The following is a 26,227-nucleotide window of genomic DNA, read 5'->3' on the forward strand; positions in this document are numbered from 1 at the left end:
AAGAATAGGACATGCCGGCATTTTCATTAAGGTGACCAATAATGTCAACGGTCACACATTTTCAGTGCATGGCGCATAAGGACAAGATAGCGTTGACCTTAAAGCTGTGACCGTAATTTAATATGGTCACTTATCATCTTCGTCGCAGGTACCTCAATGCCTCCTGTTCGCCCTATCACGCTTTTGGTGGCCGCCAGTTTGATGGCAGGCTGCGCGGTCGGTCCCGACTATCAACGGCCTGCCCTCGCGCTTCCCCATCGTTACCTGAGTCAGCCAGCAGCCGAACAGACGCCGGCAACGGCGCCGGCCCGGCTGGTCAACTGGTGGGAGAGTTTTAACGATCCCGTGTTGACCGGTTTCGTCACCCAGGCGCTGGAACAGAACCTCGATCTGGCACAAGCAGCGGCGCGGGTCACACAGGCACGGGCAGGACTGGGGGCCGCAAATGCCGCTCTGTTGCCCTCCGGGAGCATTGATGGCCAGGCCGCACGCGCCTATCAATCCGTCGAAACGCCGCTCGGCCAGGTGCTGAACTCAACGCCTGGCTATGATCGCTACGGAAGTTCCTACGAGCTCAACCTCAATGCCGGCTGGGAGATTGATGTCTTTGGCGGGCTGAGACGCGAGCGCGAAGCCGCACTCGCCGAATACCAGGCCTCCGAGGCGGGCGCGACCGCCACACGCCTGGCCATTGCAGCGCAGACGGCCGATATCTACATCACCCTCCGTGGGTTGCAGGCGCGACTGGAGATTGCCAATCGCCAAGTCGAAACCCAGCAGGGACTGCTGGAGAAAGTCCGCCTGCTCTACGGCAAGGGCCTCGCTGCGCGCTATCAGGTTCAACAGACTGAGGGCGCGCTGGCGCAAGTCCAGGCGAGCGTGCCAGTGCTGCAGACCGGCCTGGATGCCGCCATGAATGCGCTGGACGTGATGCTCGGCACCCCGCCGGGGACTCACCGCACGCAAATGGCCGGTACAGCGAGCATTCCTGTTGTGCCGCCGATAAACGCCTCGGGAACGCCGGCCGATCTGCTGCGTCGCCGGCCGGATCTGATCGTCGCCGAGCGCCGCCTGGCAGCCTCCAATGCACGCATCGGCGTGGCGATTGCCGAGTACTACCCGAAACTTTCGCTCAGCGCATTGCTCGGTAGCGCCACGGCTGTTTCCGGCGGCAACCTGTTCACCGGCGGCGCCAGTCAGTCGGCGGCGGTCCTTGGGTTGCGCTGGAGACTTTTTGACGTAGGCCGGATAAACGCGCAGATCAATCAGGCAAAAGGACAGGAAGCCGAAGCGCTGGCCGCTTATCGTCAGTCGGTGTTACGCGCCACTGAGGAGGTCGAGAATGCCTTCTCCGCCCTGGTGAACCGCAACCTTCAGGCCACCACGCTCGCGGGAGGCGAGGCTTCTCTGACCCAGGCTCGCCAAGCGTCTTTTATTGCCTATGGAAAAGGCACCGCGAGCCTGATTGATGTGCTCCACGCCGACGAAACATTGCTCCAGGCTTCCGATGCCCGTGCGCAAGCGCGGACAGAATCGGCGCGGGCTGCGGTTGCGGCATTCAAAGCGCTCGGCGGCGGCTGGCAAGTTCCCGAAACCCTGCCTGTTGCGTCGCGATGAAGCTCGCCAGCTTTGCAAAGAATTTGGCTCGACAGTACGCAGCAAAAGGTCGATCGCGGTTTTGACGTGGGCCACGCCACGGCGTTTTCATCAGAGCCTGATGGCCAAAGTCATGGGGGTTTGACCTACAAAAAAGGGCCAACCTCTCTGCGAGAATCGGCCCGATAAACATGCCCTTGCGCGTGAGGGTCGGGAGGCAGCACGCACTCCCGGCCCCACATTGTGAGTACAGCCCTCAGCTAAAAACGGTAGCTGACAGACGTACCGAGCCCGCTCGCACTGTTCTTGTATCTGGCACTGTAGGCACCTCTGGATGGCGAGCTGTCGTTGACCTTCACGCTCTCCTCCCAGAGGTAGGAATAAGCGAAGTCGATGGTGACATTTTCCACCGGCGTCCAGCCCGCACCGAAGCTGATAACCTTTCGATCGCCCGTAGGAATACGGGGGCCGCGATTGGTGTTGTTGGCGGGTGATTGATCTACCGAAAACCCGCTACGCAACACCCACTGGCCATTCAATTGATAGGCGGTACCGATGGCGTGTGCCCACGTGTCATGCCAGTTCTGCTCTTCGCTGATCGTCCCCAATTGACCGCTCAGCAACGGCGGCAGGCCGCTGTTTTCGATCGTCAGCTCCTTGAAGCGACTCCAGCGCGTCCAGGTGCTACCGACATAGAGCGTCCAGTCGTTATTGAATTGATGCGTGGCCGAAAAATCCACCGACTCCGGCGTATCCACATCCAGCGATGCGTCATAACTGCGGCCGCTGACGCCCAACACGCTGAAGATGCCATCGGTGACCTTGGTTTTCGCATCCAGGTGGTAACTGACTTTGGAGTGATAAGTCAGCCCCAGGCGGGTCTGATCTGTCGCCTGCACCAGCACACCGGCGTTGAAGCCCAGCGCGGTGTCATCGCCCGTGCTTTTGAGCTTGCCGTCATTGCGCCCCGGGGTTAATGGATTGGGCACCATGCCCGATATCTCTCCACCGATACGGTTGATGGTCGGACCGAAACCGATCGAGACTTTTTCGTTAAAAGCGTAACTGATGGTCGGTTGGAAAGTCAGCGTGGTGACTTCGCTCTTGTTGGCGTAATAGCGTCCGGCAAACCCACTGCCGTAGTCGGTGATCAACCCGAAAGGTACATAAAACCCGACGCCGAATGCCCAATGCTCATCGATGGGTTTGACGTAATAGCCCATCGGTACGGTGGTCGTGGGCACCATGTCGCCGTCTTCCTTGCCAGCGAACGTACTGCGAGTCCGGCTGATATCGGACTTGGCGAACAATGTCGCCGCCCCCACGCTGACCTGCTCTTGTTTAAGTCGCGCCATGCCCGCCGGGTTGCCGTAGATCGTACTGGCGTCTTCGGCCGATGAAGATCGCCCGGCAAACCCGGACCCCATCCCGCTGATGCTTTGTTCGTTGAGTGCAAAGCCACCGGCCAGCACATTGGAAGACGCAAGCACGACGGCCAGGCCCACGGGGCTCTTGAGCATTGTTTTTTTCATTATCGGGACTCTATGGAGATCACTGGAATAGAACATCGAACTACAGCGAAGCCATATTATCCATGTGACCAATTCAGTCAATGGTCACGAAGAGCGAAATGTTACGCCCTCCCGGCACTCATTGGCCGGGAACGGAAAACGTCATGTGGGGGATGTGGTTTTGACTCGAATCGACTGACAGATTTGGCCAGCGACAGTCAGGGCATGAGGCTGCGCAGGATGAGGTTGGAGGTCAGCGTGGGCGCTTGCTCGATGAAATCCAGATTGTGCTGCAACAGCAAGGGGTTGACGAAAGGTCGCAGCGCCAGATCGATCGCCTCGACAGTCTCGTCCAGTGGAGTCTTGCGCTCGAACTCCCCCGCTTCTCGTCCTTGCCGCACGATGTCGACAATAAAGTCTTTGATCTGTGCTTCATACACCTGGGCACTGTGCCAACGCTCCGAAGCGGAAAACGCCGCGATGTCGTAAAGCTTGCGGTCGTTGAAGAACAGGTTCACACCCGTGGCAATGACGGTTTTTACCAATCTGCGCAAACGCTCGGTCGCCGAAAGAGATTCTTCGTTAACGGCCTGTTCGACGGCTGCAACGATTTGCCCCAGACAATTGGCGCAAATGGCCTCGCCAATCGCCTGTTTCGAGTCAAAAAATTTATAGATGTACGCCTTGGAAAAACCGATGGCCTTGGCCAAGTCGGAAACCGTGGTTTTCGCGTAGCCATACTGGCTGAAGTGCTCATTGGCCGCGGCAACAATCTGGTCACGAATGTCGTGCTCGGCCGGGCCACGAGTGTTTGGCGAGGAGGCAGATATTGATAGCTGATTCATGACAGCAGCTTACTCATCCTATGGCGGGCTGACAACTTGTGACCACACAGGAATAAGGTCACAAGTCTGGCGATTTCAGATGAGGCCAGCCGTTACATCTGCTTGCCGTTACGCGCAGTGATCGCCACGGTAGTCGGCGAATCAGCCAAGGGAACAAAGCGTCGGGTTGAACCATCCAGCGCATCGATGCACCCCGCCTCGATGTCGTAGACCCATCCGTGCAGATTCATGCGCCCTTGCTCGAGCGCGAGGGCCACGGAGGGGTGCGTGCGCAGGTTCGCCAGTTGCGCGATCACATTTTCCCGAACCAGACCATCGAGCTTCGCGCGCGGTGTGTCGAATTCATGCGCCGCGTTGATCGCTTTCGCAGCGTCCGCGTGACGCAGCCAATTGGCGACCGCAGGAAGATGATCCAGACAGGTGCAGCGCGATATCGCGCCCATCGCTCCGCAGTCCGAGTGCCCGCAGATCACGATGTCCTGTACGCCGAGCACGGCGACTGCATATTCGACGGTAGCCGACACGCCACCGGGTTCGGGACCATACGACGGCACAATGTTGCCGGCGTTGCGGATCACGAATAGTTCACCGGGTTCGCGCTGTGTAAGAAGCTCAGGCACTACACGACTGTCCGAGCAAGTAACGAATAACGCCTTCGGATTTTGTGAGGTCGCGAGTTGCTTGAACAGCTCGACACGTTGCGGATATACCTCACGCTGAAAGCGCAGAAAGCCGTCGATAATGTCACGCATGAAGTTCTCCAAATCCTGATGCCGGATGCTTGCAAAAGTACTCGATATGAAAGGTCGTGGGTGTTTTCAGCGCTGCAATAGCCGCTTCGTCATCACCATCGACGTCTGCAGCGACTGCCCCGTGCGCTGCAGTTTGTTCAACAGACTGGCACCCAACCAGAGTTGGTACAGGGTTTCTGCCAGTTGCCGAGCGTCAGTCTGCGGCAAACTTTTATCCAACTGCCCTTCTTCCAGGCACGTCGTGATGCGCGCAACGATGCGCTCGGCGCCGTCGCGCAAGGTGAGGCGCATCGACTCGGACAGGTCGGCGACTTCCGCGCTCAACTTCACCACCAGACATTCATCACCATGGCCTTCCAGGGTGCAGCGGTTCTGCCAGCCCTGCCAGTAATCCATCAGCCGCTCATAGGCACTGAGGCCGGGCAGGGTCAGGCGTCGCTCCATATCTGCCAGGTAGCCGACAAAGTAATCCTCCAGCAGTGCTTGGCCGTAGAGTTCCTTGGATTTGAAGTAGTGATAGAACGAGCCCTTGGGCACACCGGCGGTCTGCAGGATCTCGCTCAGGCCAACGCTGGTGAAGCCCTTTTCGGCCATCATGCGGTGGCCGGTGTCGAGCAGGTGTTGGCGGGTATCGTCGTAGGTCGGTTTCATGGGGCGCAAAATACCAAACATTAGACCAGTCGTATATTTCTGATGAGCAGGAGTTTGCCACACTGATGGCGCGGAAACACGGGCGTAAAAATTTACTAGACGACCGGTCTAATATGAATCTATTCTGTGCCCGTCACTCCTTCCGAGGTGTCGCAGACGAACCCGTCGAGGACACCAGACCAATACAGGGCGCTCTATGAAAATCTTGATGGTTCTGACTTCCCACGATCAGCTTGGCAACACCGGCAAGAAAACCGGCTTCTGGCTCGAAGAGTTCGCGGCCCCCTACTACGCCTTCAAGGATGCCGGCGCGCAGATCACTCTGGTATCGCCGGCCGGCGGCCAGCCACCGCTCGATCCGAAAAGCGATGAGCCCGATGCGCAAACCGCTGAAACCGATCGCTTCCGCAAGGACCCTGCTGCTCAGCAGGCGCTGGCCAATACCGGGCGCCTGGCGGATGTCAGCGCCGAGGATTTCGATGCCGTGTTTTATCCCGGTGGCCATGGCCCACTGTGGGATCTGGCCGAAGACAAACACTCGATTGCGCTGATCGAAGCGTTCGACCGCAGCAACAAACCTCACGGTTTCGTCTGCCATGCGCCGGGCGTTCTGCGTCACGTGGTGGCTGCCGATGGCAAACCGTTGATTCAAGGCCGCGACGTCACCGGTTTCACCAATGCTGAAGAAGCCGCTGTAGGCCTGACCGATGTCGTGCCGTTCCTGATCGAAGACGAATTCCAGCGTCTCGGCGGCCGCTACTCCAAGGTCGCTGACTGGCAGGTTCACGTGGTGACCGATGGCCAACTGGTGACGGGTCAAAACCCTGCCAGCTCGGCAGCCGTCGCCGAAAAACTGCTGAAACTGTTGGCCTGAGCCCTCCAGCGTCCAGACACCGTGCGCATTCCGCACGGTGTTTTTTTTTACCGCATTACTAGTCGACTGGTCTAATAAGGCCAAAACAGGAATCACATGAAAAACAGCCCTTACTTCACCCCCGTCAAACTGGGCCTGCACACCCTGAAGAACCGCATCGTCCTGCCGCCCCTCACCCGCCAGCGCAGCACACAACCGGGCAATGTCGCCAACGCATTGATGGCCGAGTATTACCAGCAACGCGCCGGCGCCGGTCTGCTGGTTACCGAAGGCACGCAGATCGAACCTCGCGGTCAGGGCTACGCCTGGACTCCCGGCATTCACACCCCTGAGCAAATTGCCGGATGGCGCACAGTCACCGAAGCGGTGCATGCACAGGACGGCGTGATATTTGCCCAACTCTGGCACGTCGGACGTGTGTCCCACACCGCGCTGCAACCCGGTGGCGCGGCCCCGGTTTCAGCGTCTGCCATCGCCACCGAGCGGGTCAGCGTGTTCATCGAAACTGCGCCGGGCGCCGGCGAACTGGTTACACCATCCGCGCCGCGAGCGCTGAGCACCGATGAGGTCCAGGAACTGGTTCAACTCTATATACAGGCGGCGCGCAATGCGATGGACGCCGGCTTCGACGGGATCGAACTGCACTGCGCCAATGGCTATCTGGTGAACCAGTTCATTTCTGCCCACAGCAATGCGCGCACCGATCAGTACGGTGGCTCGCTGCACAATCGCCTGCGCTTTCTGCGCGAAGTGGTGTCGGGTGTCGCCGAGTGCATCGGTAAAGAGAAAGTCGGCGTACGTTTCGCGCCGCTGTTCACCACCACCGATGAAGCGCGCACCTATCTGGGCATGGTCGAAGAGGACCCGCACACCACTTACATCGAAGCGATCAAAGTACTTGAGGATGTGGGCATCGCCTACCTGTCCATCGCCGAAGCGGACTGGGACGACGCGCCCGCGATGCCGCAAACCTTCCGCCGTGCGGTGCGCGATACCTTCAGTGGTGCGATCATCTACGCCGGGCGTTACAACGCTGAATCCGGTGCGCAGTTGCTTGAATCGGGACTGGCTGATCTGGTGGCTTTCGGCCGTCCGTTCATGGCCAACCCGGATCTGCCGGCGCGCATCGCCAATGACTGGCCGCTCAATCCACTGAATCCTGTGACGGTCTACGGCGGCAATGCCGAAGGCTATGTGGATTACCCGACCTACAGCGAATAATTCCGCGAATTCGCACAGCGCTCCCACTCACCGGGAGCGCTTCCTCTTCTCCCCCGCTATACCCGCAACCTCGCGCGCTGCGCTGCGAGGTTTTCGCATCTGCACAAAAAAGATTGCCGATTGATTGTCAGGTTTATTTTTTCAGCCTATCTTGAATAAAACCTATACAAAGCACTTCTTTACGTACAACTCTTCCGCTACGGATTGGCCCCCACGCACAGCACTGCCGCGAGCACTCTGAATGAACCCACTACTAGCCAGCCATTACCGCGAAATCCTCGTCGGCGTCGGTGAGAATCCCGAGCGCGAAGGTCTGCTCGACACACCCCAACGTGCGGCCAAAGCGATGCAGTATCTGTGCAACGGCTATTCAATGAGCCTGGAAGATGTCACCAACGGTGCCCTGTTCGAATCGCAGAGCGATGAGATGGTGATCGTCAGTGACATCGAGCTCTATTCCTTGTGCGAGCACCACATGCTGCCTTTCATCGGCAAGGCACACGTGGCGTACATCCCCACCGGCAGGGTGCTGGGATTGTCGAAAGTAGCGCGCGTGGTGGACATGTTCGCCCGCCGTCTGCAGATCCAGGAAAACCTCACCCGGCAAATCGCCGAGGCGATCCAGCAGATCACCGATGCCGCCGGCGTGGCCGTGGTCATTGAAGCCAGGCACATGTGCATGATGATGCGCGGCGTCGAAAAGCAGAATTCGATCATGACCTCTTCGGTGATGCTCGGTGCCTTTCGCGACAGCTCCACGACGCGTCAGGAGTTTCTGCAATTGATCGGGCGGCGAAGTTGATTTCCGACCTTCGACAGGCGCGATAAACCTGTACACAATAAATCCACTGTACAAGCACGATATTCCCAACTTCACCCCCATACCTGTGCACTCAGGGAGAACGGCAATGGCCCGACTTGTGCTCTTACTAGCTCTGGCACTCGGCGTTGCGAGCTGCGGCAGCGTGGATGTCAGCCATTATGCCGATCAGCAACCGGCGCTGGATCTGCAACGCTTTTTCAGCAAACCCGTGAAAGCCTGGGGGATGTTTCAGAAGCGCTCCGGGGAAGTGGTCAAGCGCTTTGAGGTCAACATCATCAGCCATCGTGAAGGCGACAACCTGATTCTCGATGAGCGCTTCCTGTACAGCGACGGCACGCGCCAACGCCGCGTCTGGACCCTGACGCCCGAGGGCCAGGGGCGCTGGAGCGGGCGTGCGGGTGATGTGGTGGGCGTCGCCACAGGTCAGGTGGCCGGCAATGCGCTGCACTGGCGTTATCGCCTGAATCTGCCAGTTGATGGCTCGACCTATGAAATGAGCATGGACGACTGGATGTACCAGATGGACGAGGACACGCTGATCAACCGCACCAGCATGTCCAAGCTCGGGGTTGAAGTCGGCCAGGTGACCTTGTTTTTCCGTCGCCAGGGCACGGGAGAAAATCAATGAACAGTGCTGAATTGATAGGCAAGGAGTGAAGCATGAATCTGCAAACCCTGACCGAACGTGCGGCCAACAGTGAAATACGTGAGCTGGAGCTGCTGTCGCTTGAAGGTGGTTTTTATCTGGCCCGCATCCGTCTGAATCACGGCCAGTTCACCTTGCTCGACGATGCGGCCAAACCGATGCATCTGCGCTCGATCACCCATCTGCGTGACCTGCTGCAGACTGTGCCGGCATTCCCCTGCGTGCTGGTGCAGCAATGCGTGCACGACGAAATGTGCGGGCGTGATAGCGGGCCCGTCGAAGAGCTGCGGATTCCGTTTTCGTTGACCACATCGCTATGAAACGGATGCTGTGAATGAACCAGAACCGTCGGTTGTGCCTGGTGCTGGGCGATCAGTTGTCCTTCGACTTGGCTTCCTTGCAGACGCTCGATAGCGAGCGCGACACTGTGCTGCTGGTCGAGGTCATGGAAGAAGCCAGCCATGTGCCGCACCACCCGCAAAAGATTGCCCTGATCTTCAGTGCCATGCGCCATTTCGCCCAGGCCCTGCGAGATCAGGGCGTTCGTGTCGAATACGTGACCCTGGATGATCCGCACAATAGCGGCTCGGTGCCGGGGGAATTACGCCGCTGGCAACAGCGGTTGCAGGTCGAAGAAGTGCACGTCACCGAATGCGGGGACTGGCGCCTGGAGCAATCGATCAGGGACTGTGGCCTGCCCATCCATTGGCACGCCGATACGCGTTTTCTGTGCAGTCGCGCCGAGTTCGCCGCCTGGGCCGCCGGCAAAAAGCAGTTGCGCATGGAGTTCTTCTATCGCGAGATGCGCCGCAAGAGTCGCTTGCTGCTCAATGGCGACGGCACGCCGGTGGGTGGTGCGTGGAATTTCGATGCGGAGAATCGCAAGTCCCTGCCCAAAGGCGTGAAAGCCCCCTACCCGATCCGTTTCGGTAATGACGCGATCACCCGCGATGTGCTCGCCCTGGTGAGGGCACGCTTCAGTCAGCACTATGGCGCACTCGACGACTTCAACTACCCGGTCACCCATGCCGACGCGCAGGCGCTCTGGGAGTATTTTCTGGACTATGGCCTGGCAGGTTTCGGCGACTATCAGGACGCCATGGCCAGTGACGAACCGTTTCTGTTTCACGCGCGCATCAGCGCTGCGCTCAACATAGGCCTGCTGGATTTGCGGCAGTTGTGCAGCGACGTCGAGTCGGCCTATTGGGCCGGCAGGATTGCCCTGAATGCCGCCGAAGGCTTCATTCGGCAACTGATCGGCTGGCGGGAATATGTGCGCGGCGTGTACTGGCTGAAAATGCCGAACTACGAGCTGGGCAATGCATTCGGCAACGACCGGCCACTGCCCGAGTTCTACTGGACCGGTGCGACGCAGATGAACTGCATGCGCCAGGCCATCGGCCAGAGTCTGCAGCACGCCTACGCGCACCACATTCAGCGGCTGATGGTCACCGGCAATTTTGCCCTGCTCGCCGGCATCGCGCCGAGCCAGATCTGTGAGTGGTACCTGGCGATCTATATGGACGCCTTCGACTGGGTCGAGCTGCCCAACACCTTGGGCATGGTCATGCATGCCGATGGCGGTTACCTCGGTTCCAAACCCTATTGCGCCAGTGGCCAATACATCAATCGCATGTCCGACTACTGCCGAAGCTGCGCCTACAAGGTCAGCGAAAGTACCGCGGACAATGCCTGCCCGTTCAATGCGTTGTACTGGCATTTTCTGATGCGCCACGGTGAACAACTGCGCGGCAATCAACGCATGGCGATGATGTACAAGAACCTCGACCGCATGCCGCCAGCCAGACAGGAGGCGCTGTGGCAACGCGGGCAGAACCTGTTGGCGCGCCTGGATAACGGCGAATCGATCTGAAATGAACGCTCGCTTGCGCGGGTGGTGAAACTTAAGCACAGCGCGCCCGGTCAACGGATGATTGGCGCTCGAGTCCACTGCGAGCGCGACGTTCACTGCTCGCGTTGTGCCTACGCGCTCTATGAAGCCAGCCCCTGAACATTCAATAAAGCAGGTCACATGGATACCCTTGAACACCTTAGTCGCGAAGCGCTTGAGTCAGAGGTAAGGCGATTGCGCGCGGCGCTTCAGAGCACACTGGTCGACACGCAGGACGTTGACCTCGATCGCGACATGGCGGCGCAACTGCAAGCCAGTCGGGATGCGCTCGCCCGCAGCGAGGCACGCTTCATCACCATTCTGGAAACCATCGAGTCGGCGTTCGCCATCGTCAAGGTCAAATTCGACGCCGAGGATAAACCCGTCGATTACTACTTCGTCGAAGCCAACCCGGCGTTCGAACACCAGTGCGGGGTCAACCTGCGCGGCAAATGGGTGACCGAGTTCGCGCCGAATCTGGAAAGCTTCTGGTTCGAAACCTACGGCCATGTGGCCAAAACCGGAGAGCCGGCGAACTTCGAAAATTACGCCAACACCTTCGAACGCTGGTTCGACGTGCGCGCGGTACGGGTCGGCGATCCGGCCGACCGGCAGATCGCGATCCTGTTCAACGACGTCACCCAGCGGCGCGACGCCGAGGAGCGTTTGCGTGCCAGTGAAGCGCTGGCGCGGGAGAACGTCGAGCGTGTGCAACTGGCGCTCGCCGCCGGTGCGATCATCGGCACCTGGCACTGGGACCTGCTCACCGACCGTTTTGCAGTGGACGAAGCGTTCGCCCGGGTGTTTGATCTCGACCCGGCGCTGGGCCGCGAAGGGCTCAGCCTCGAACAAGTCATGGTGACCGTGCATCCCGAAGACCAGGATGGACTGACCACCGCGATCAACGAAGCCATCGACCGTGGTGGCGCCTACTCCCACCAGTACCGTGTGCGCCGCACAGACGGCAAATATCAGTGGATCGAAGCCAACGGTCGTGTTGAGTGTGCCGATGATGGAACGCCGCTGCGCTTTCCCGGCGTGCTGATCGATGTCGAGGAACGGCGCAATGTCGAAGCGGAGCGCGACCGCGCCATCGCCGCGTTGCGCGCGCTCAACGATACGCTGGAGCAGCGCGTGTCATCGCGCACCGCAGAGTTGATGCAGGCCGAAGAGAAGCTGCGTCAGTCGCAGAAAATGGAAGCCGTCGGCCAACTGACCGGGGGCCTGGCGCATGACTTCAACAATTTGCTGGCCGGCATTTCCGGCGCGCTGGAGTTGATGGGCGCGCGCATCAGCCAGGGCCGGCTGAATGAGGTCGACAAATACATGGTGACCGCACAGGGCGCGGTCAAGCGAGCCGCCGCCCTGACCCACCGTCTGCTGGCGTTTTCCAGACGCCAGACCCTCGATCCGCGGCCGACCGACGTCAACACGCTGATGACCGGCATGACCGAGTTGATCCAGCGTACGGTCGGCCCCAGCATCGTTCTGGAAACCCGCGCCGCACCGGGGCTCTGGCCAACGCTGGTGGACGCCAGCCAATTGGAGAATGCCCTGCTCAACCTGTGCATTAACGCGCGCGATGCGATGCCCGATGGCGGGCGCATCACCATCGAAACGGCCAACCGTGCGCTGGACTGCGAGACGGCGCGCACCCTGGACATGCCCGAGGGCGAATACCTGTGCCTGTGCGTGACCGATACCGGCACCGGCATGACTGCCGATGTGATCGCCAAGGCCTTCGACCCGTTCTTCACCACCAAACCGCTGGGCCAGGGCACCGGGTTGGGGCTGTCGATGATCTACGGTTTCGCCAAGCAGTCCGGTGGTCAGGTGCGCGTGCATTCGCAGGTCGGTCAGGGCACCGAGATGTGCATTTATCTGCCGCGCTACCATGGCGAGCCCGTGCCGAATCAGGATCACAAGGACAACACGCCGGCAGCCTTGCCCAAGTCTGGCGAGACGATTCTGGTGGTGGACGATGAGCCTACGGTGCGTGCGCTGCTGACAGACGTGCTCGGCGATCTCGGCTACACCTTGATAGAGGCCGCTGACAGTGTGGTCGGGCTGAAGATGTTGCGCTCGGACATACACATCGACTTGCTGATCACCGACGTCGGCTTGCCGGGCGGCATGAACGGTCGGCAACTGGCCGATGCCGGCCGGGAAATCCGCCAGAACCTGAAGACCCTGTTCATTACCGGGTACGCAGAAAACGCGGTGATTGGTGCCGGTCAATTGGGCCCGGACATGCAGGTGCTGACCAAGCCGTTTGCCGTCGACACGCTGGTGGCGCGGGTCAGCGACCTGCTGGCGATGAAATCCGAATAAGCGACCGTTGCGGCGCTGTAATCCCAAAGAGAGTGGCTGCGGCCAAGGAGTGATAAATGGTGACGTTTCTGATTTTTCTGATCGCGTGCGGCGCTGCGGCGACTACCGGGGTGATTTTCAAGCCCGGGCCATGGTACGAAGGGCTCAATAAACCCGGATTCACCCCGCCCAAATGGGCGTTTCCGGTGGCTTGGACAATAATCTATCTATTGCTGGCCTGGGCCGGTTATCGCTTGAGCCTGATTCCTGGCAGTCAGACAGTACTGGCGCTATGGGCGGCGCAGATTGCCTTGAATACGTTGTGGACGCCGGTGTTCTTCGGCGCGCATCAGGTGGCCGCCGCCATGGTGATTCTGCTGCTGTTGTGGCTGGTGGTCGCGGTGATGGTGTTTATGGCGTTGCGCCTGGATTTGATCACCGGGTTGATCCTGTTTCCTTATCTGGCCTGGTTGTGTGTGGCGGCGGCGTTGAACTTCTCGATTCTGCGCAATAACCGTGGTTGATGACGGCAGCTGTCATAACTCGCATTTTTTCTGACAAAAAGGCGCTTTTTCAGGCATTCAAAATATCTTTCCAGGCCCTTGAAAGCGCAGGTCCCCGCTCAGGACGGGGATTTCGCAATGAACAACAGTTCATTACTGAATTAGTGATTTAACTAGGTAGTTACCTATCTATATAATGCACGCCTCATTTCAACGGGACATTCAACGTGAAGCAGAGTCAACGCCTCTCGGGCATATCAAAATTCATTCTGGTCGGGCTGGGGGTGATCATCGCCCTGCTCGGCCTGGCACTTGCGGCTGGCGGAGTGAAGCTGGTCAGCCTGGGAGGGTCGTGGTACTTCCTTGTGGGTGGTCTGGTGATGGCCGTTTCCGGTCTGCTGATCGCTCGCTTCAAGACGGCCGGCGCCTGGCTGTTCGCGGCGTTTCTGGTCGGGACAGCGATCTGGGCGGTGAGCGATGCCGGGCTGGTGTTCTGGCCGGTGTTCTCGCGTCTGTTCATGTTCAGCGCCGTGGGTCTGGCGGTGACGCTGGTCTATCCGCTGCTCAAGCGTGCCAACGGTGATGTTCCGGGTCGTGGCGCTTACGGCGTTGCCGCTGTCCTGGCCGTGGGACTGGCGGTGGCTGCCGGCAATATGTTCGTTGCGCACCCGACCGTCGCTGCCACCGGCACTGGCCCGGGCCTGACCCCGGTTGAGCCAGACAAGGCGCAAAAAGACTGGGCGCACTACGGTAATACCGAGGGCGGCAGCCGCTTTGCTGCGCTGGACCAGATCAACCGCAATAACGTCGACAAGCTGAAAGTGGCGTGGACCTACCACACCGGTGACGTCGCCGAGAGCGATGGCAACGGTGCCGAAGACCAGCTCACTCCGCTGCAGATCGGCAACAAAGTGTTCATCTGCACCCCGCACAACAACCTGATCGCGCTGGATGCCGACACCGGCAAAGAGCTGTGGAAGAACGCGATCAACGCTAAGTCGAAAGTCTGGCAGCGTTGCCGTGGCATGGCTTATTTCGATGCCACCAAGGCCATCGCTCAGCCAAGCAACTCGAGCATCATCGAAGCCAAACCGGCACCGGCCGCCAATTGCCAGCGCCGTCTGCTGACCAACACCATCGACGCCCGTCTGATCGCGGTCGATGCCGACACCGGCGAGTTCTGCCAGGGTTTCGGCAACAACGGCCAGGTTGATCTGAAGGCCGGTCTCGGTGACGTACCGGACAGCTACTACCAGCTCTCCTCCGCTCCGCTGATGGCCGGCACCACTGTGGTGGTCGGTGGTCGTGTAGCCGACAACGTACAGACCGACATGCCGGGCGGCGTGATCCGTGGTTTCGACGTGATCACCGGCGCCATGCGCTGGGCCTTCGACCCGGGCAACCCGCAGGACAAAAAGGCCCCGGCCGACGGCAGCACGTATGTGCGCAGCACGCCGAACAGCTGGGCGCCGATGTCCTACGATCCGGCGACCAACACCGTGTTCCTGCCGATGGGCAGCTCGTCCACTGACATCTATGGTGTCGAGCGCAGCAAACTCGATCACACCTACGGCGCCTCGATCCTCGCGCTGGACGCCACCACCGGTGATGAACGCTGGGTATTCCAGACCGTGCACAACGATCTCTGGGACTTCGACCTGCCGATGCAGCCGAGCCTGATCGACTTCACCAAGGACGGCAAAAGCGTTCCGGCGCTGGTCATCGGCACCAAGGCCGGACAGATCTACGTGCTCGATCGTGCCACCGGCAAACCGTTGACCGAGGTTAAAGAAGTCCCGGTCAAAGCCGCGAACATCCCGAACGAACCGTACTCGCCAACCCAGCCGAAATCGGTGGGCATGCCACAGATCGGTGCCCAGCATCTGACTGAGTCGGACATGTGGGGCGCCACCCCGTACGACCAGTTGCTGTGCCGGATCGATTTCAAATCGATGCGTTACGACGGCCTGTACACCGCGCCGGGTACCGATAAATCCCTGAGCTTCCCGGGTTCGCTGGGCGGCATGAACTGGGGCAGCATCTCCACTGACCCGGTACACGGTTTCATCTTCGTCAACGACATGCGCCTGGGTCTGTGGATTCAGATGATCCCGTCGCAGAACAAGGCTCAAGCCTCGTCCGGTGGCGAAGCGTTGAACACCGGCATGGGCGCGGTACCGCTCAAAGGCACGCCGTATGCGGTGAACAAAAACCGCTTCCTGTCGGTGGCCGGTATTCCTTGCCAGGCTCCGCCGTTCGGCACTCTGACCGCGATCGACATGAAGAACCAGAAAGTTGCCTGGCAGGTTCCGGTCGGCACCGTTGAAGACACAGGTCCGCTGGGCATCCGCATGCACCTGCCGATCAAGATCGGTCTGCCGACCCTCGGCGGCACCCTGTCGACCCAAGGTGGCCTGATCTTTATCGCCGGCACCCAGGACTTCTACCTGCGCGCCTTCAATAGCGCCAATGGCGAAGAAGTGTGGAAAGCGCGTCTGCCGGTCGGCAGCCAGGGCGGTCCGATGACCTACGTTTCGCCGAAAACCGGCAAGCAGTACATCGTTGTAACCGCTGGCGGCGCGCGTCAGTCGACCGATCGCGGCGACTACGTGATGGCTTACGCCTTGCCGTAAACCGCAGTGCCCGTGTTGAGCACGGGCGCTTTCTTTTTGCGCGCGGCACCTGAGGGTGCCGCGCCGCTTTCCGATATTGCTACCGCTTTGAGCAGGAAAATCTCCATGTTTGGTTTTACTCGTAACGGCTGGGTCAACGGCGTGCTGTTGGGCCTGACCTGCACCACCCTGCCCGCCTTCGCCGATACCGATTCGAACCTGTTGACCCGCAACACCCTGACCGGTGACTGGGGTGGCCTGCGCCACCAGATGGACGAAGACGGGATCAAGTTCACCGGCGATTACACCGGCGAAATGGCTTACAACGCCGACGGCGGCCTGCACCGCTCCGGTCGTTATTCGCAGAACATCAAGCTCGGCGCGCAGTTCGACCTGAGCAAGTTGTATGGCGTAGAGAACGCCGGCAAGGTTCAGCTGACCATCAACGACCGCCGCGGCAACAGCGCCTCCGAAGATCTGGTTGGCAACCGTCTGCCGATCCAGGAAAACTACGGCGGCCTCTACACCCGGCTGACCGAACTGAGCTATGAGCGCAGTCTGTTCACCCCGGCGCTCAACGTGAAGCTGGGTTACATGGCCATGGGCAACGACCTCGGCGGCCTCGACAGCGGCATTCTGTGCAACTTCATGAACGCCGGTTTCTGCGGCCATCCGCTGAACATGTCCGGCGGCAGTGGCTGGACCAACTACCCCAACGCGCACCTGGGCGTGCGGGTGAAATACGACTTGTCGCCATCGTGGCAACTGCGCGTGGCCGCGTTCAACGTCGATCCGGAAAGCAACGGCAACTCCAGCCGCGCCTGGCATCTGGGCCCGAAACACACCACCGGCACCGTGGTGCCGATCGAACTGGTGTACAAGCACGCGGGCCAATTGCCTGGCGAATACAAGCTCGGTTACTACTACGACAGCTCCGACGTGAAACGCATTGGCAGCGACAAAGAAGTCTCCGGCCGTGGCGGTCACTACCTGCTGATCGATCAGGCCGTATGGAGTTCGCCAACGTCCGAGGGCCGCAGCCTGCATGCGTTCGGCCAATACTCGGCGGCCAGCGAAGCGGCTTCGCCATTCAGCAAGTGGTACGGCACCGGTCTGGTGCTATACAAACCGTTCGAAGGTCGCCCGCGTGACACCGTCGCTCTGGGCTACGGCCGCGCCGTGCCTAACTCGCGCAGCCGCGACGTGCAACAGGACGCTGCCATGGCCAATGGCACGCAGTTCCCGAACCTGGACAGTGGCGAGCAGTTGATCGAACTCGGCTACGGCTACCAGGCCACGCCTTGGTTGACACTGCGTCCGAACATGCAATACATCATCGAACCGGGCGCGTTTTCCGGGCAGGACATCGACAATGCGTTGGTGTTTGGCTTGCAGGTGAAAGCTTCGCTCTGACTTCTGGCAGAACTGCAGGCAATAAAAAACCCGGCGTAATGACCGGGTTTTTTATTGCCTGAAAATTGTCGTAACCAAGAAGCTCACTCGACACCGAACCTTTACCCCCGAACCAGCGTCGGAGCTAGGGCGTTAACGCTTACCGCTCGCCACGAGGTTTCCGTTTGAAAGCAGCCATCGTCAAAAAATACCGTTTGATCATCAAGACCATGGGCTACGTGGGCTGGTCGCTGTTCTGGTTGTTGCTCTGGGACATCGCCGTCACCGTCGACTTCATGTTGTTCCTCAACGCCAAGATCAACCTGCCGCTGATGCCTCTGACTTTGCTCGGTTCTGCGCTGGTGGTGCTGATCAGTTTCCGCAACAGCAGCGCCTACAACCGTTGGTGGGAGGCGCGCACGCTGTGGGGCATGATGATCAACAGCTCGCGCAGCTTCGCTCGGCAGGTGCTGACGCTGCTGGATGATCCCGATAACGAAGTGAACCCGGTGAAGGCGACGCTGTTGCGCCGCCATGTGGCGTACGTCAACTGCCTCGCCGCGCATCTGCAAGGTCAGCCTTGCCCGGAGGAAGTCCGCGCGTTCATCCCGGCGGATGAATTCGCCCGCAGCGGCACCACCAACAACTTTGCCAACGACATCCTCACTGGTTCCGCGGCGTTGCTGGCCCGGGAATACAAGGCCGGGCGCCTGGACAGCATTCGGCTGGCAAGGCTGGAATCGACGATGGTCGATCTGTCCAACAGCCAGGGCGGGATGGAGCGGATCGCCAATACACCGCTGCCCTACCCCTACGTGTATTTCCCACGCCTGTTTATCTCGCTGTTCTGCCTGATTGTGCCGGTGGGGCTGGTGGAATCGCTGGGTTGGTTCACCCCGCTGGCCTCGACGGTGGTGGGCTTCATGCTGCTGGCCATCGAACGCATCGGTACTGACCTGCAAAGCCCGTTTCGCCATAGCGAGCACCAGATCCAGATGGAAGCCCTGTGCGAAACCATCGAGAAAAACCTGCAGTCGATGCAGCGTGATTCGTTGGGGGATGCGCGCAGGGTTGAAGAAACGGCTTGAAGAACGATCTGAGGGATGCCAGGGCGTAAAGCCCTGGCGAGTCGCAGGTGTTACTTCTTCTTTTTCGCCGGCTTGTCAGCCTTCTTAGCATCCTTGGCCTTTTCCGGCTTGCTATCGGCTTTTTTCGCAGACTTTTTCGGTTCGGCGTCTTTCTTCTTGTCTTTCTTGTCGGAGGACTTGGAAAGCGCCGAAGCTGCCGCCGATTTCTTTTCCGGCGAAGACTTTTTGTCTTTCAAGTCCTTGCTGGCTTTCGAAGCATCGTCTTTTTTGCTTTTTTTCTCGTCTTTAGCCACGTTGACCACCTCTCGGAGTGTGCCGGTATTGGCACCGGGCCTGTGCGAATGAACACAAGCTGATCGTTAGGCGTGGGCGTTCGGGCGGGGTTCAGATTATTTGACTCGATCCAGCGCCCTTGACGAAGACCGGCCGCTCAACAAGTTGTCAATAGCACAGTTGTGCGACTGTTCCGCAGATAGCGCAGTGCTAGGCTTTTCTGGCGTGACATTACGCGAATGCCCGATCTGTTCAGAAGGCAGGTCGGGGCCAATGTTTAAGCCCGCTGTCAGCTAACTGAAAGGATTCGAACATGAAAATGTCCATGACTACTCTGGCCATCGCCGCGACACTCGCTCTCGCCGCAACGGTCACAAACGCTGCCGTTCATCCAACGACCATCAGTGCTCCACAGACGGTCAAGCAGGCGACCGCCTCGATTGACACGCCTTTCTCAACACAACAGAAAGCTGGAGAAATCCAGACGGCCAGCTTGGCCAGAAGCTGCTCTGATGAGCGCTATTCCTGGTGGGAATTCAGTGGCTGGGAAATAATCGCCTGCCTCGGAAGCGGTCAGTGGTAATTATTTAAACGAGTCTGGTGCGTGACTTATGTGCTGAGCACGCACCAGCGCCTGTTGTAGCCAAACGACAGTCCTTACTCTCGGCGATTGAGCCAATGCCGCAACCGCGACTCCGCCCTGCCCCACAAACCCTCCGCTCTGATACGGCCCCACAAACATCCGGGCTTGGGGTAATCCTCAAAACATAAAGGTAGGTATGACCGGAATGAACGACAGCCGGAAATTCCAGCGGCTGCTGATCAGGTCATCCGGATGAATCGCCGAGTACTGAATTTCCCCGGAGATCCTCACCGGCAACTTGCCGAAATTGAAGATTCGCCCAGCGCCGATCCCGATGGGAAACGTGACTTTGTTGCCGCCCTCGGCCTTCCAGTTGACCGTGACGTTGGGAGTCATGCCGATGCGCCACTGTTCCGGCCCTGGAATCGCCCGCTGAATGAAATACTGCACATTGGTCAGGCTGACATCCTTGCGCTTGCTATCACCGCCAACCGACCACCAGTGCTGCGGGAACACGCCAAGGGTCCAGTCCGGGCCGAGGTACGCGGCGACCAACGCCGGGCCCAGCGAATATTTGCCCGTACCGAGCACGTCTTCTTCGGCAGTCGGGAACATCGCAGTCGGGCCGAAACCCCAGACCATCTTGCCGCCGCCAGCAAAGCGGATCGGCTCCTTGGGCGAAAACACGCCGACGTAGGCCAGGTCGCCGAAACCGCTGGTGCGGTCGAACGGGTCCTGCACAACCGAGGTGAAGTCACCACGATCGTGCAGAATCTCGTTGGGGCCCATGCCTATCAGATTACCGGCCTTGCGGTTGACCGGGGCGCTGACGTAGCTGATCGGCAGGCGGTTGATCAGGTTCCAGTCTTCGCCAAGAGAGATCGGAAAAGTCGGCATGAAACTGTATTTACCGAGCATCCGTGTGCCGTTGCTGTGCGGACCTTTGAGCGCGGTGTAATCGTACTGGTTGAACAGCAGAACAAGGTTGCCCACCGGGTTGTCCATCAGTCTGGATATCTGTTCGGTGGACGGTTCGCAGCCGGCCTTGACCACTTCTTTCAGGTCAATGTCGAAGTCCTGTTGTAGCTGGTGGCATTTTTCCGGATCGACCTTGGCCCCTGCAACTGACGGGGAACCCAGTTTCGGCAGAGGGCTGGCGGCACAGGCCAAGCCACTGAGCACCGCCCCGCAGAGTGTCAGACTTGATCGAATCCTTATCGATTGCATCGATTTGCCCTCCATTTCACCAGGCGTATTGAAGGCGCAGGGTCCAAGTGTTCACGTCCTGGGCGCTTCTATTGTTTGATCAGATCACTTGGTTTCCAGCTCTGGTCAAAAAACGCCTGCTTCGGCCCATACAACCGCACGATCACCAGGAAGCCTTTCTCCGGTACGGTCTTGATCCAGTTCTTGCCCTCGCCCGGCGATGTCGGCCCGAAGTAAATGTCGGTGGAGCCGTCGCTGTTTTGCGCCGGTTTATCCATTTGATTGAGGGACGGGAACGGCTGGCCGTTGTCCAGGCCCGATGCCGTGAGGTTGTCGTAGGCGGTGACCGACCAGAACAACGCCGCCGGGACATTGGCCGGGAGGTTGAGCTTGTAGGTCTGGGCGCCGTCGAGGAACTTGCCCTCGGCGTCGCGGGTTGTCGCGGGATACTTGGCGCCGGCACCGACCATGTTCATGACCATGCCGGGGCTGTCGGAATAGGCCGAGGTGAAGAACGCCACACGTTGTTCAAGATTGGTGAAACTGCCGCTGGATTGAAACTCGGTATTCTCTCCGGCAAAGGTGTTCACGTATTGGCGATCCTTGTAGTACAGACCGCCCGGCTCTTTGTACAGCAAGTGACTGGTCACCACCTTGCTCATCTTGAACGCGGTACGCGCGGCGTCATCCAGCAGCTTGCGTCGTTCGGCATCCGGGGCAAAGGGCTTGCCCTTCTCGATGCCCAGGGTGTGCAGGAAGCCGCGCATGTCCATGTCCGCTGGATCGACGGCTTCGGCGTCGATGAAACGCGAGAGCATGTCGAAGTAGCGACCGTCTTCGGGGAACAGCATGTTGATCGGTGCGCCGGTGGCGTCGGGGAATTGCATCGGCAGGGCCGAGTCCTTCTTGCCCAGCGGATAAATCTTCGTACGCTCGACTTCGGCTACCGGCACGCTGAGGTCTTTCGGATCCTTGAAAAAGGTGCGCCAGAACAGGAACACGTTGTTGGTGCGCGAGCGATAGACGAATCCCTCGGTCGGCTCCGGCCCTTTGTAATCAGGTGGGAGCAGCACATAGGTGCCGCCCTTGCCTTTGTCGGGACCCGCCAGGCCAACGTCACCGCGCCAGGTTCTGCCGTCGATGGTCGGCCCGACAATCGGGCGCTGGAAGAAATCATCGAACATGCCCTGCACGCCGGGCGGTGCTTCGACCACCAGCGGGCCGTACTTTGCCAGATCCAGATAGCTCATGGCGTAGACCAGATCGGAGTTTGGCGTGGTCACCAAGGTCTTGGCGTTGATGCGCTTTTTCCAGGTCGGCAAGATGTTGTAGCCCGCGCCAAACTGCTTCTCCGACGCTTCCTTCATCGACCAGATGTTGATCGCCGGCAAGGCCCACAGATACGACTGCACGGCGCGCTGGAACACCAGCTCATCGATCAGGCTGCGTGCGGTCGCTTCGGTCGGGAAGCCTTTTTCAAAAGGCTGATTGGCCAGTTCTTCATAGCGCGTCGCGGCATCGGCGAGGCCGCTTAGGGAGAGGCTTACGGCCAGGGCCGTCAGTGAGGTGCGCAAACGGTTCATGGGCTGTCCTTATGAACGCAGTTGGAAATCGGTTCAGTTGACCTTGACCACCGCCGGTGGCGTCCACTGGCCATTCATCGCGGCCGCTTCCGGCCAGTAGGCGCGAACATAGAGCGAGAAGTCCGCGCCCTTCGGCGCCGGGAGCCAGTTGCTTTCCTTGTTCGCCCCTGGTGAGTCACTCTGCACGTAGAGCGTCAGCGAGCCATCGGCGTTGGTCTTGAGCGACTTGTTCTTGGTGCCGAGGGAATAACGCCCCAACGAGTTTTCGGCGAAGAAATGCTGCTGGTTGTACAGCGTCAGCGACCAGAAACCCTTGACCGGTGGCAGCGCGCCTTTGGGGAAGGTCACGCTGTAGCGCTGCGCGCCGTTGAGTCGGACGCCGGACTCGTCCAGATCCTGATAGAAGTACTTGGTCTCGATCTGTTTGTTGACGAAGATGTTTGACCGGGCAACCGCCGTGCGCAGGAAGTAGTCGGTGCCAAACGCTGCGCCGTTATCGATGGTGCTCCAGTGATTGGGCAATTGCTTCCCGTAGTTGCGGAACTGCAACAACGGCTTGACCACGTCTGCATCAGACTTTTGCGCCTCGTCGATCATGGCTTTTTTCAGCTCGGGATCGCGCTGGGCGATTTGTGCCAGCACCGCCAATTGCGCATAGCGCGCCTCTTCTCCCGGCAGCGGTTTGGCGTCCTTGAGAATCGCCGGCAGCTCATCGAAGAACTTTTCCGGGAGCACCCAACGCGTTTCCTCGTCACCCGCCGCCTCGGCGGGGAATTTCGGCGACTGGCTCCAGTCACGCTGCTTGAGTTTGCCGTCGTATTTGGACAGCGGGTACATGTCGATGCCCGACAGATAGTGCTGAATAGCCTTGCGATCTTCGGCCGTATCGTCCTGGAAGACCCGCGGAATCACGAAACCGGTGTTGGTCTTTGCACGAAAGACCTGGGTGATGCCCTCAGGCACCTTGCCGTTCCAGTCCGGCCCCACCAACAGATAGAAGCCCGGTTTGGTGGCGTACATCTTTCCTAGCTCGGCGAAGCTGTCGGAGCGCAGGTCCACCACCTGATAAACCCAAAACCGGTCGCCAAAGTCCGGGACCTGAATCACCACCGGTTCGATATCCAGCGCAATGCTGCCCGCACCGTAGACCACATCCTGGTTCGGACAAGCCACCAGGCGTTCCCCCGGTGAAATGTAGTCGGTGAGCATCGACAGATGGTTGATCGGCGCCACGGGCACGATGCCCCCCATCAACCCGGCCTTCGGCAGATCCTTGAACTTCAGGCGACGGTTGTAAATATTGGCCATCGGCCAACCCCAGAAATACGCCTCCCGCGCCATCATCCGTACGTAGGTTTCGGTCACCTTCACATCGGCTTCGGGGCCGGATACCTGTACTACTGGCGAGGTCTGTGCCTGCACGGCAACCGCGCCGAGCAATACCGCGGTAGCGAACAGACCGCTGGCGAATAAAGGTGTTTTGTTCATACGGAAGGCATCCTTGCTTGGGACGGTTTCTCGGCAAACGAATCTACTGATGGAAGATTGTTCGTTAGAAAAACCTAGCAGAGGAAATGAGATCGGCCAGAAAAGGTATGAAAAATTAAGATCCTATTTCCATTTCTGATAACTGCTCCTCAGCTCTTGGCCGACATTCCAGGCTGAGGGCAAGAACTCTGATAAGGATCGCGACGGAAGAAAGGCATCACAGTGCTCGTGCAGCTGTAATGGCCCAGAGCAAGCGTTTTTTGACCAGCGCTGGAGGACGCATGATTTGATTCGATCAATAGAGATGAAGTGTGTTGCCCCCTTATCCAAGGGGCAACGTACAAGCGTTGGTGAGTATTATTAAGCCACCATCTTGCTTCTTTACCCGAGTGCGCTGGCAAACGCCTGGGGCGTCGGGCTCTCCTCCCATTGTGCAACGCCTTGCGGCAGAACCAGCCAGGGTTGCTTGCGTCGCGTCCAGATATGCGCCACCGGCGTGAAGCGCTCCGTACCTTCCAACACGCCGGCCCGCACCACACGCATGCCGGGCGCGGCGGTTGTCTCGTTGAACAGGCGGGTATGGCACTCGCCGCAGACATGTTGCGTGGAGGTCTGCCCTTGGTATTCGCGTACAAAGGTCGCCGTTTCGCCCTTCACCTGCACTGCCGAAGCCGGGCATAGCACGTGCAGGCCGAACGCGCTGCCACTCCAACGCTGACAGTTCAGACAATGACAGGCATACAGCGGTGGCAGTTGCTGCGCCTCGATTTCGATGCTGACCTGTCCACATAGACACTGACCGGTGAATCTCATGCGTTGACTCCTTACAATGACGCCCGGATAAGTTCGGCGCGCATGATCCCTTTTCACTCGCCCGAGCAGAAGAGCAAAAAAGGAGCAGCTGTTGGTCAAGAATGTATGAGCGGTCTTGAATGGGAAAGCCAGCAGGTGTTCCTTGCGGTGCTGCGCTCGGGCAGCCTGAGCGGTGCCTCGAAGTTGTTGGGGATTGCGCAGGCCACGGCCCGCCGACGCCTCGATCATCTTGAGCAGACACTCGGCTTGAGCCTGTTCACCCGCACGCCCTCAGGCCTGACGCCTACGAGTGGGGCGCAGCGCCTCATCGATCATGTCGAGGCCATGGATCTCGCCGCGCAAGCCTTCAACCGGGCGGCCAGCGCTGAAACGTCGGTGGACCACGGCACGGTGCGGCTGACCTGTGGCGAGTTGCTGGGAGTGGAGGTATTGCCCGCTTTACTGCGGAACTTCCATTACGACCATCCTGGACTGAAGCTCGAACTGAGCATCGGCGACGCACTGGAAGACATCGCCAGGCTGCAATCGGATATAGCCGTACGCCTGATGCGTCCGATGGAGGCCGATATCGCGGTGCGGCGGGTCGGCAGCTTGCGGATCGGCGTCCATGCCAGTGCCGAGTGCCTGGAGCGTTATGGTGACCCCGGCAGCCTGACGTCGCTGCGCCAGCGGCCGCTGATCGGGCCAGACCGTCGCTCAGCTGACTTGCGTCGCTTGGTCGAAGCCGGGCTGTGTGAAGCCGATCAGCATTTCGCGATTGCCACGGATCACCACCTTGCGCAACTGGCTGCATTGAAAGCGGGATTGGGCTTCGGTCTTTGCCCGATACCTATCGCCAGAAGTCATGGGCTGATTCACGTATTGCCAGACAGCTTCGGCTTCGAGGTCGAAGTGTGGATCGCGATGCACAGTGACTTGCGCAAAATCAAACGGATCGCCAAGGCGTTCGAAGTAGTGGGTGAGGAACTGCATCATTATCTGCGCTCGAACGCCCACTAAGGGAAGTGATCCATGCCAGCACCAGTCCCTGCCCGCCATACCGGGATAATCGCGATTTATTGGTCTCGCTCTGAATCAACCGGCGCGAACGCTTTGGCAGCGGCCACGGTATCCAGAGATTCGCGCAGCAGCTGAATCTTGCCGTCTTTGGCCACCAGGCGGCCTGCGTACATTTGCCGGTAGATGCGCCCCGTGGCAGGCACCAAGGCCTCTACACTGTATTCGGCAAACGCCTGGTCGGGTGTTTCGATCAGAAAATGAACGTTGCGAAATTTGAAGTCCGGCACTTTACCGAGCAATGAGCCGATGAAACTCTCAATGGCGGCGGGGCCTTGCACACGGTGGGGTATGCCCAGCGACTCCAGGTAGGGCAACTCCAGCACGCCATCCTCCGCGAAAAGTGCTGCCGCCAGGTGCGGCGTCTGGATGGCATCCAGGTAGTTTTGAAGTAATTCCACGGCATTTTTCATGACGACTTTCTCCTAAACGCATAAGGGATGGGCACGCTGCAGGTGCTGACCTGATCACGTTAGGAGATCCCTTTGATTTCAAAAATAGACGTTAATG

The 26,227-nt window shown here is 59.3% G+C and carries 24 protein-coding genes; 14 read left to right on the forward strand and 10 right to left on the reverse strand.

Features of this window, described 5'->3' with window-relative positions:
- Positions 1–156: 156 nt before the first annotated feature.
- A complete protein-coding gene (locus AC3WMV_RS02990; protein WP_103367099.1) occupies positions 157–1,617 on the forward strand; it encodes an efflux transporter outer membrane subunit in 1,461 nt (486 codons plus the stop codon).
- Positions 1,618–1,856: 239 nt separating this feature from the next.
- Here AC3WMV_RS02990 and AC3WMV_RS02995 read toward each other — a convergent pair whose 3' ends face one another.
- The 4 genes from AC3WMV_RS02995 to curR form a co-directional block, all read right to left on the reverse strand.
- Positions 1,857–3,128 (reverse strand): OmpP1/FadL family transporter, encoded by a 1,272-nt coding sequence (locus AC3WMV_RS02995; protein WP_103367098.1) that lies wholly within the window; start codon positions 3,126–3,128, stop codon positions 1,857–1,859.
- Positions 3,129–3,325: 197 nt separating this feature from the next.
- On the reverse strand, positions 3,326–3,952 hold the full coding sequence (locus AC3WMV_RS03000; RefSeq protein WP_097089798.1) for a TetR/AcrR family transcriptional regulator: 627 nt from the start codon (positions 3,950–3,952) through the stop codon (positions 3,326–3,328).
- A 92-nt stretch (positions 3,953–4,044) separates the two neighbouring features.
- A complete protein-coding gene (locus tag AC3WMV_RS03005) occupies positions 4,045–4,704 on the reverse strand; it encodes a carbonic anhydrase (protein WP_027611791.1) in 660 nt (219 codons plus the stop codon).
- 66 nt (positions 4,705–4,770) lie between these two features.
- Positions 4,771–5,355: a TetR family transcriptional repressor CurR gene (gene curR, locus AC3WMV_RS03010; protein WP_097089858.1), complete on the reverse strand. Its 585-nt coding sequence runs from the start codon at positions 5,353–5,355 to the stop codon at positions 4,771–4,773.
- A gap of 196 nt (positions 5,356–5,551) precedes the next feature.
- Here curR and AC3WMV_RS03015 point away from each other — a divergent pair, with 196 nt between their 5' ends.
- From AC3WMV_RS03015 to AC3WMV_RS03065, 11 genes are all read left to right on the forward strand, one after another.
- Positions 5,552–6,229 (forward strand): type 1 glutamine amidotransferase domain-containing protein, encoded by a 678-nt coding sequence (locus AC3WMV_RS03015; protein ID WP_103367097.1) that lies wholly within the window; start codon positions 5,552–5,554, stop codon positions 6,227–6,229.
- Between the two features lie 96 nt (positions 6,230–6,325).
- Positions 6,326–7,450 (forward strand): alkene reductase, encoded by a 1,125-nt coding sequence (locus tag AC3WMV_RS03020; RefSeq protein WP_103367096.1) that lies wholly within the window; start codon positions 6,326–6,328, stop codon positions 7,448–7,450.
- Between the two features lie 241 nt (positions 7,451–7,691).
- Complete coding sequence (gene folE / locus AC3WMV_RS03025) at positions 7,692–8,252, forward strand: GTP cyclohydrolase I FolE (RefSeq protein ID WP_097089804.1); 561 nt, start codon at positions 7,692–7,694, stop codon at positions 8,250–8,252.
- A 106-nt stretch (positions 8,253–8,358) separates the two neighbouring features.
- Positions 8,359–8,901: a DUF3833 domain-containing protein gene (locus AC3WMV_RS03030; RefSeq protein ID WP_103367095.1), complete on the forward strand. Its 543-nt coding sequence runs from the start codon at positions 8,359–8,361 to the stop codon at positions 8,899–8,901.
- A 32-nt stretch (positions 8,902–8,933) separates the two neighbouring features.
- The gene (locus AC3WMV_RS03035) at positions 8,934–9,239 is read left to right on the forward strand and encodes a DUF6482 family protein (RefSeq protein ID WP_103367094.1); all 306 of its coding nucleotides are present in this window, start codon (positions 8,934–8,936) and stop codon (positions 9,237–9,239) included.
- Between the two features lie 14 nt (positions 9,240–9,253).
- Positions 9,254–10,792 (forward strand): cryptochrome/photolyase family protein, encoded by a 1,539-nt coding sequence (locus AC3WMV_RS03040; RefSeq protein WP_103367093.1) that lies wholly within the window; start codon positions 9,254–9,256, stop codon positions 10,790–10,792.
- 159 nt (positions 10,793–10,951) lie between these two features.
- Entirely contained in the window at positions 10,952–13,141 is a 2,190-nt protein-coding gene (locus AC3WMV_RS03045) for a PAS domain-containing hybrid sensor histidine kinase/response regulator (protein WP_103367092.1), read from the forward strand.
- Positions 13,142–13,200: 59 nt separating this feature from the next.
- Positions 13,201–13,644, forward strand: coding sequence for a tryptophan-rich sensory protein TspO (gene tspO / locus AC3WMV_RS03050; protein ID WP_103367210.1), 444 nt, complete (start codon positions 13,201–13,203; stop codon positions 13,642–13,644).
- A 206-nt stretch (positions 13,645–13,850) separates the two neighbouring features.
- On the forward strand, positions 13,851–16,256 hold the full coding sequence (locus AC3WMV_RS03055; RefSeq protein ID WP_103367091.1) for a glucose/quinate/shikimate family membrane-bound PQQ-dependent dehydrogenase: 2,406 nt from the start codon (positions 13,851–13,853) through the stop codon (positions 16,254–16,256).
- Between the two features lie 105 nt (positions 16,257–16,361).
- Positions 16,362–17,648 carry a carbohydrate porin gene (locus tag AC3WMV_RS03060; protein WP_103367090.1) on the forward strand — a complete coding sequence of 429 codons (1,287 nt, stop codon included), beginning with the start codon at positions 16,362–16,364 and terminating at the stop codon, positions 17,646–17,648.
- Positions 17,649–17,812: 164 nt separating this feature from the next.
- The gene (locus tag AC3WMV_RS03065) at positions 17,813–18,715 is read left to right on the forward strand and encodes a bestrophin family protein (RefSeq protein WP_007967141.1); all 903 of its coding nucleotides are present in this window, start codon (positions 17,813–17,815) and stop codon (positions 18,713–18,715) included.
- Positions 18,716–18,765: 50 nt separating this feature from the next.
- Here AC3WMV_RS03065 and AC3WMV_RS03070 read toward each other — a convergent pair whose 3' ends face one another.
- Positions 18,766–19,008 (reverse strand): hypothetical protein, encoded by a 243-nt coding sequence (locus AC3WMV_RS03070; RefSeq protein ID WP_103367089.1) that lies wholly within the window; start codon positions 19,006–19,008, stop codon positions 18,766–18,768.
- A 293-nt stretch (positions 19,009–19,301) separates the two neighbouring features.
- Here AC3WMV_RS03070 and AC3WMV_RS03075 point away from each other — a divergent pair, with 293 nt between their 5' ends.
- Positions 19,302–19,571: a hypothetical protein gene (locus AC3WMV_RS03075; protein ID WP_103367088.1), complete on the forward strand. Its 270-nt coding sequence runs from the start codon at positions 19,302–19,304 to the stop codon at positions 19,569–19,571.
- A gap of 177 nt (positions 19,572–19,748) precedes the next feature.
- Here the strand turns inward: AC3WMV_RS03075 and AC3WMV_RS03080 are convergent, their stop codons facing one another.
- From AC3WMV_RS03080 to AC3WMV_RS03095, 4 genes are all read right to left on the reverse strand, one after another.
- Complete coding sequence (locus tag AC3WMV_RS03080) at positions 19,749–20,798, reverse strand: hypothetical protein (protein WP_178085214.1); 1,050 nt, start codon at positions 20,796–20,798, stop codon at positions 19,749–19,751.
- Between the two features lie 68 nt (positions 20,799–20,866).
- Positions 20,867–22,360 (reverse strand): DUF1254 domain-containing protein, encoded by a 1,494-nt coding sequence (locus AC3WMV_RS03085; RefSeq protein ID WP_103367087.1) that lies wholly within the window; start codon positions 22,358–22,360, stop codon positions 20,867–20,869.
- A gap of 33 nt (positions 22,361–22,393) precedes the next feature.
- Complete coding sequence (locus tag AC3WMV_RS03090) at positions 22,394–23,848, reverse strand: DUF1254 domain-containing protein (RefSeq protein ID WP_103367086.1); 1,455 nt, start codon at positions 23,846–23,848, stop codon at positions 22,394–22,396.
- A gap of 381 nt (positions 23,849–24,229) precedes the next feature.
- Positions 24,230–24,661 carry a GFA family protein gene (locus AC3WMV_RS03095; protein ID WP_103367085.1) on the reverse strand — a complete coding sequence of 144 codons (432 nt, stop codon included), beginning with the start codon at positions 24,659–24,661 and terminating at the stop codon, positions 24,230–24,232.
- Positions 24,662–24,703: 42 nt separating this feature from the next.
- Between AC3WMV_RS03095 and AC3WMV_RS03100 the strand changes: the two genes are divergently transcribed.
- The gene (locus AC3WMV_RS03100) at positions 24,704–25,660 is read left to right on the forward strand and encodes a LysR family transcriptional regulator (protein ID WP_103367084.1); all 957 of its coding nucleotides are present in this window, start codon (positions 24,704–24,706) and stop codon (positions 25,658–25,660) included.
- A 56-nt stretch (positions 25,661–25,716) separates the two neighbouring features.
- Here AC3WMV_RS03100 and AC3WMV_RS03105 read toward each other — a convergent pair whose 3' ends face one another.
- The gene (locus AC3WMV_RS03105) at positions 25,717–26,130 is read right to left on the reverse strand and encodes a nuclear transport factor 2 family protein (protein ID WP_103367083.1); all 414 of its coding nucleotides are present in this window, start codon (positions 26,128–26,130) and stop codon (positions 25,717–25,719) included.
- Positions 26,131–26,227: the final 97 nt, after the last annotated feature.

The organism is Pseudomonas sp. FW305-3-2-15-E-TSA4 (assembly GCF_058787295.1).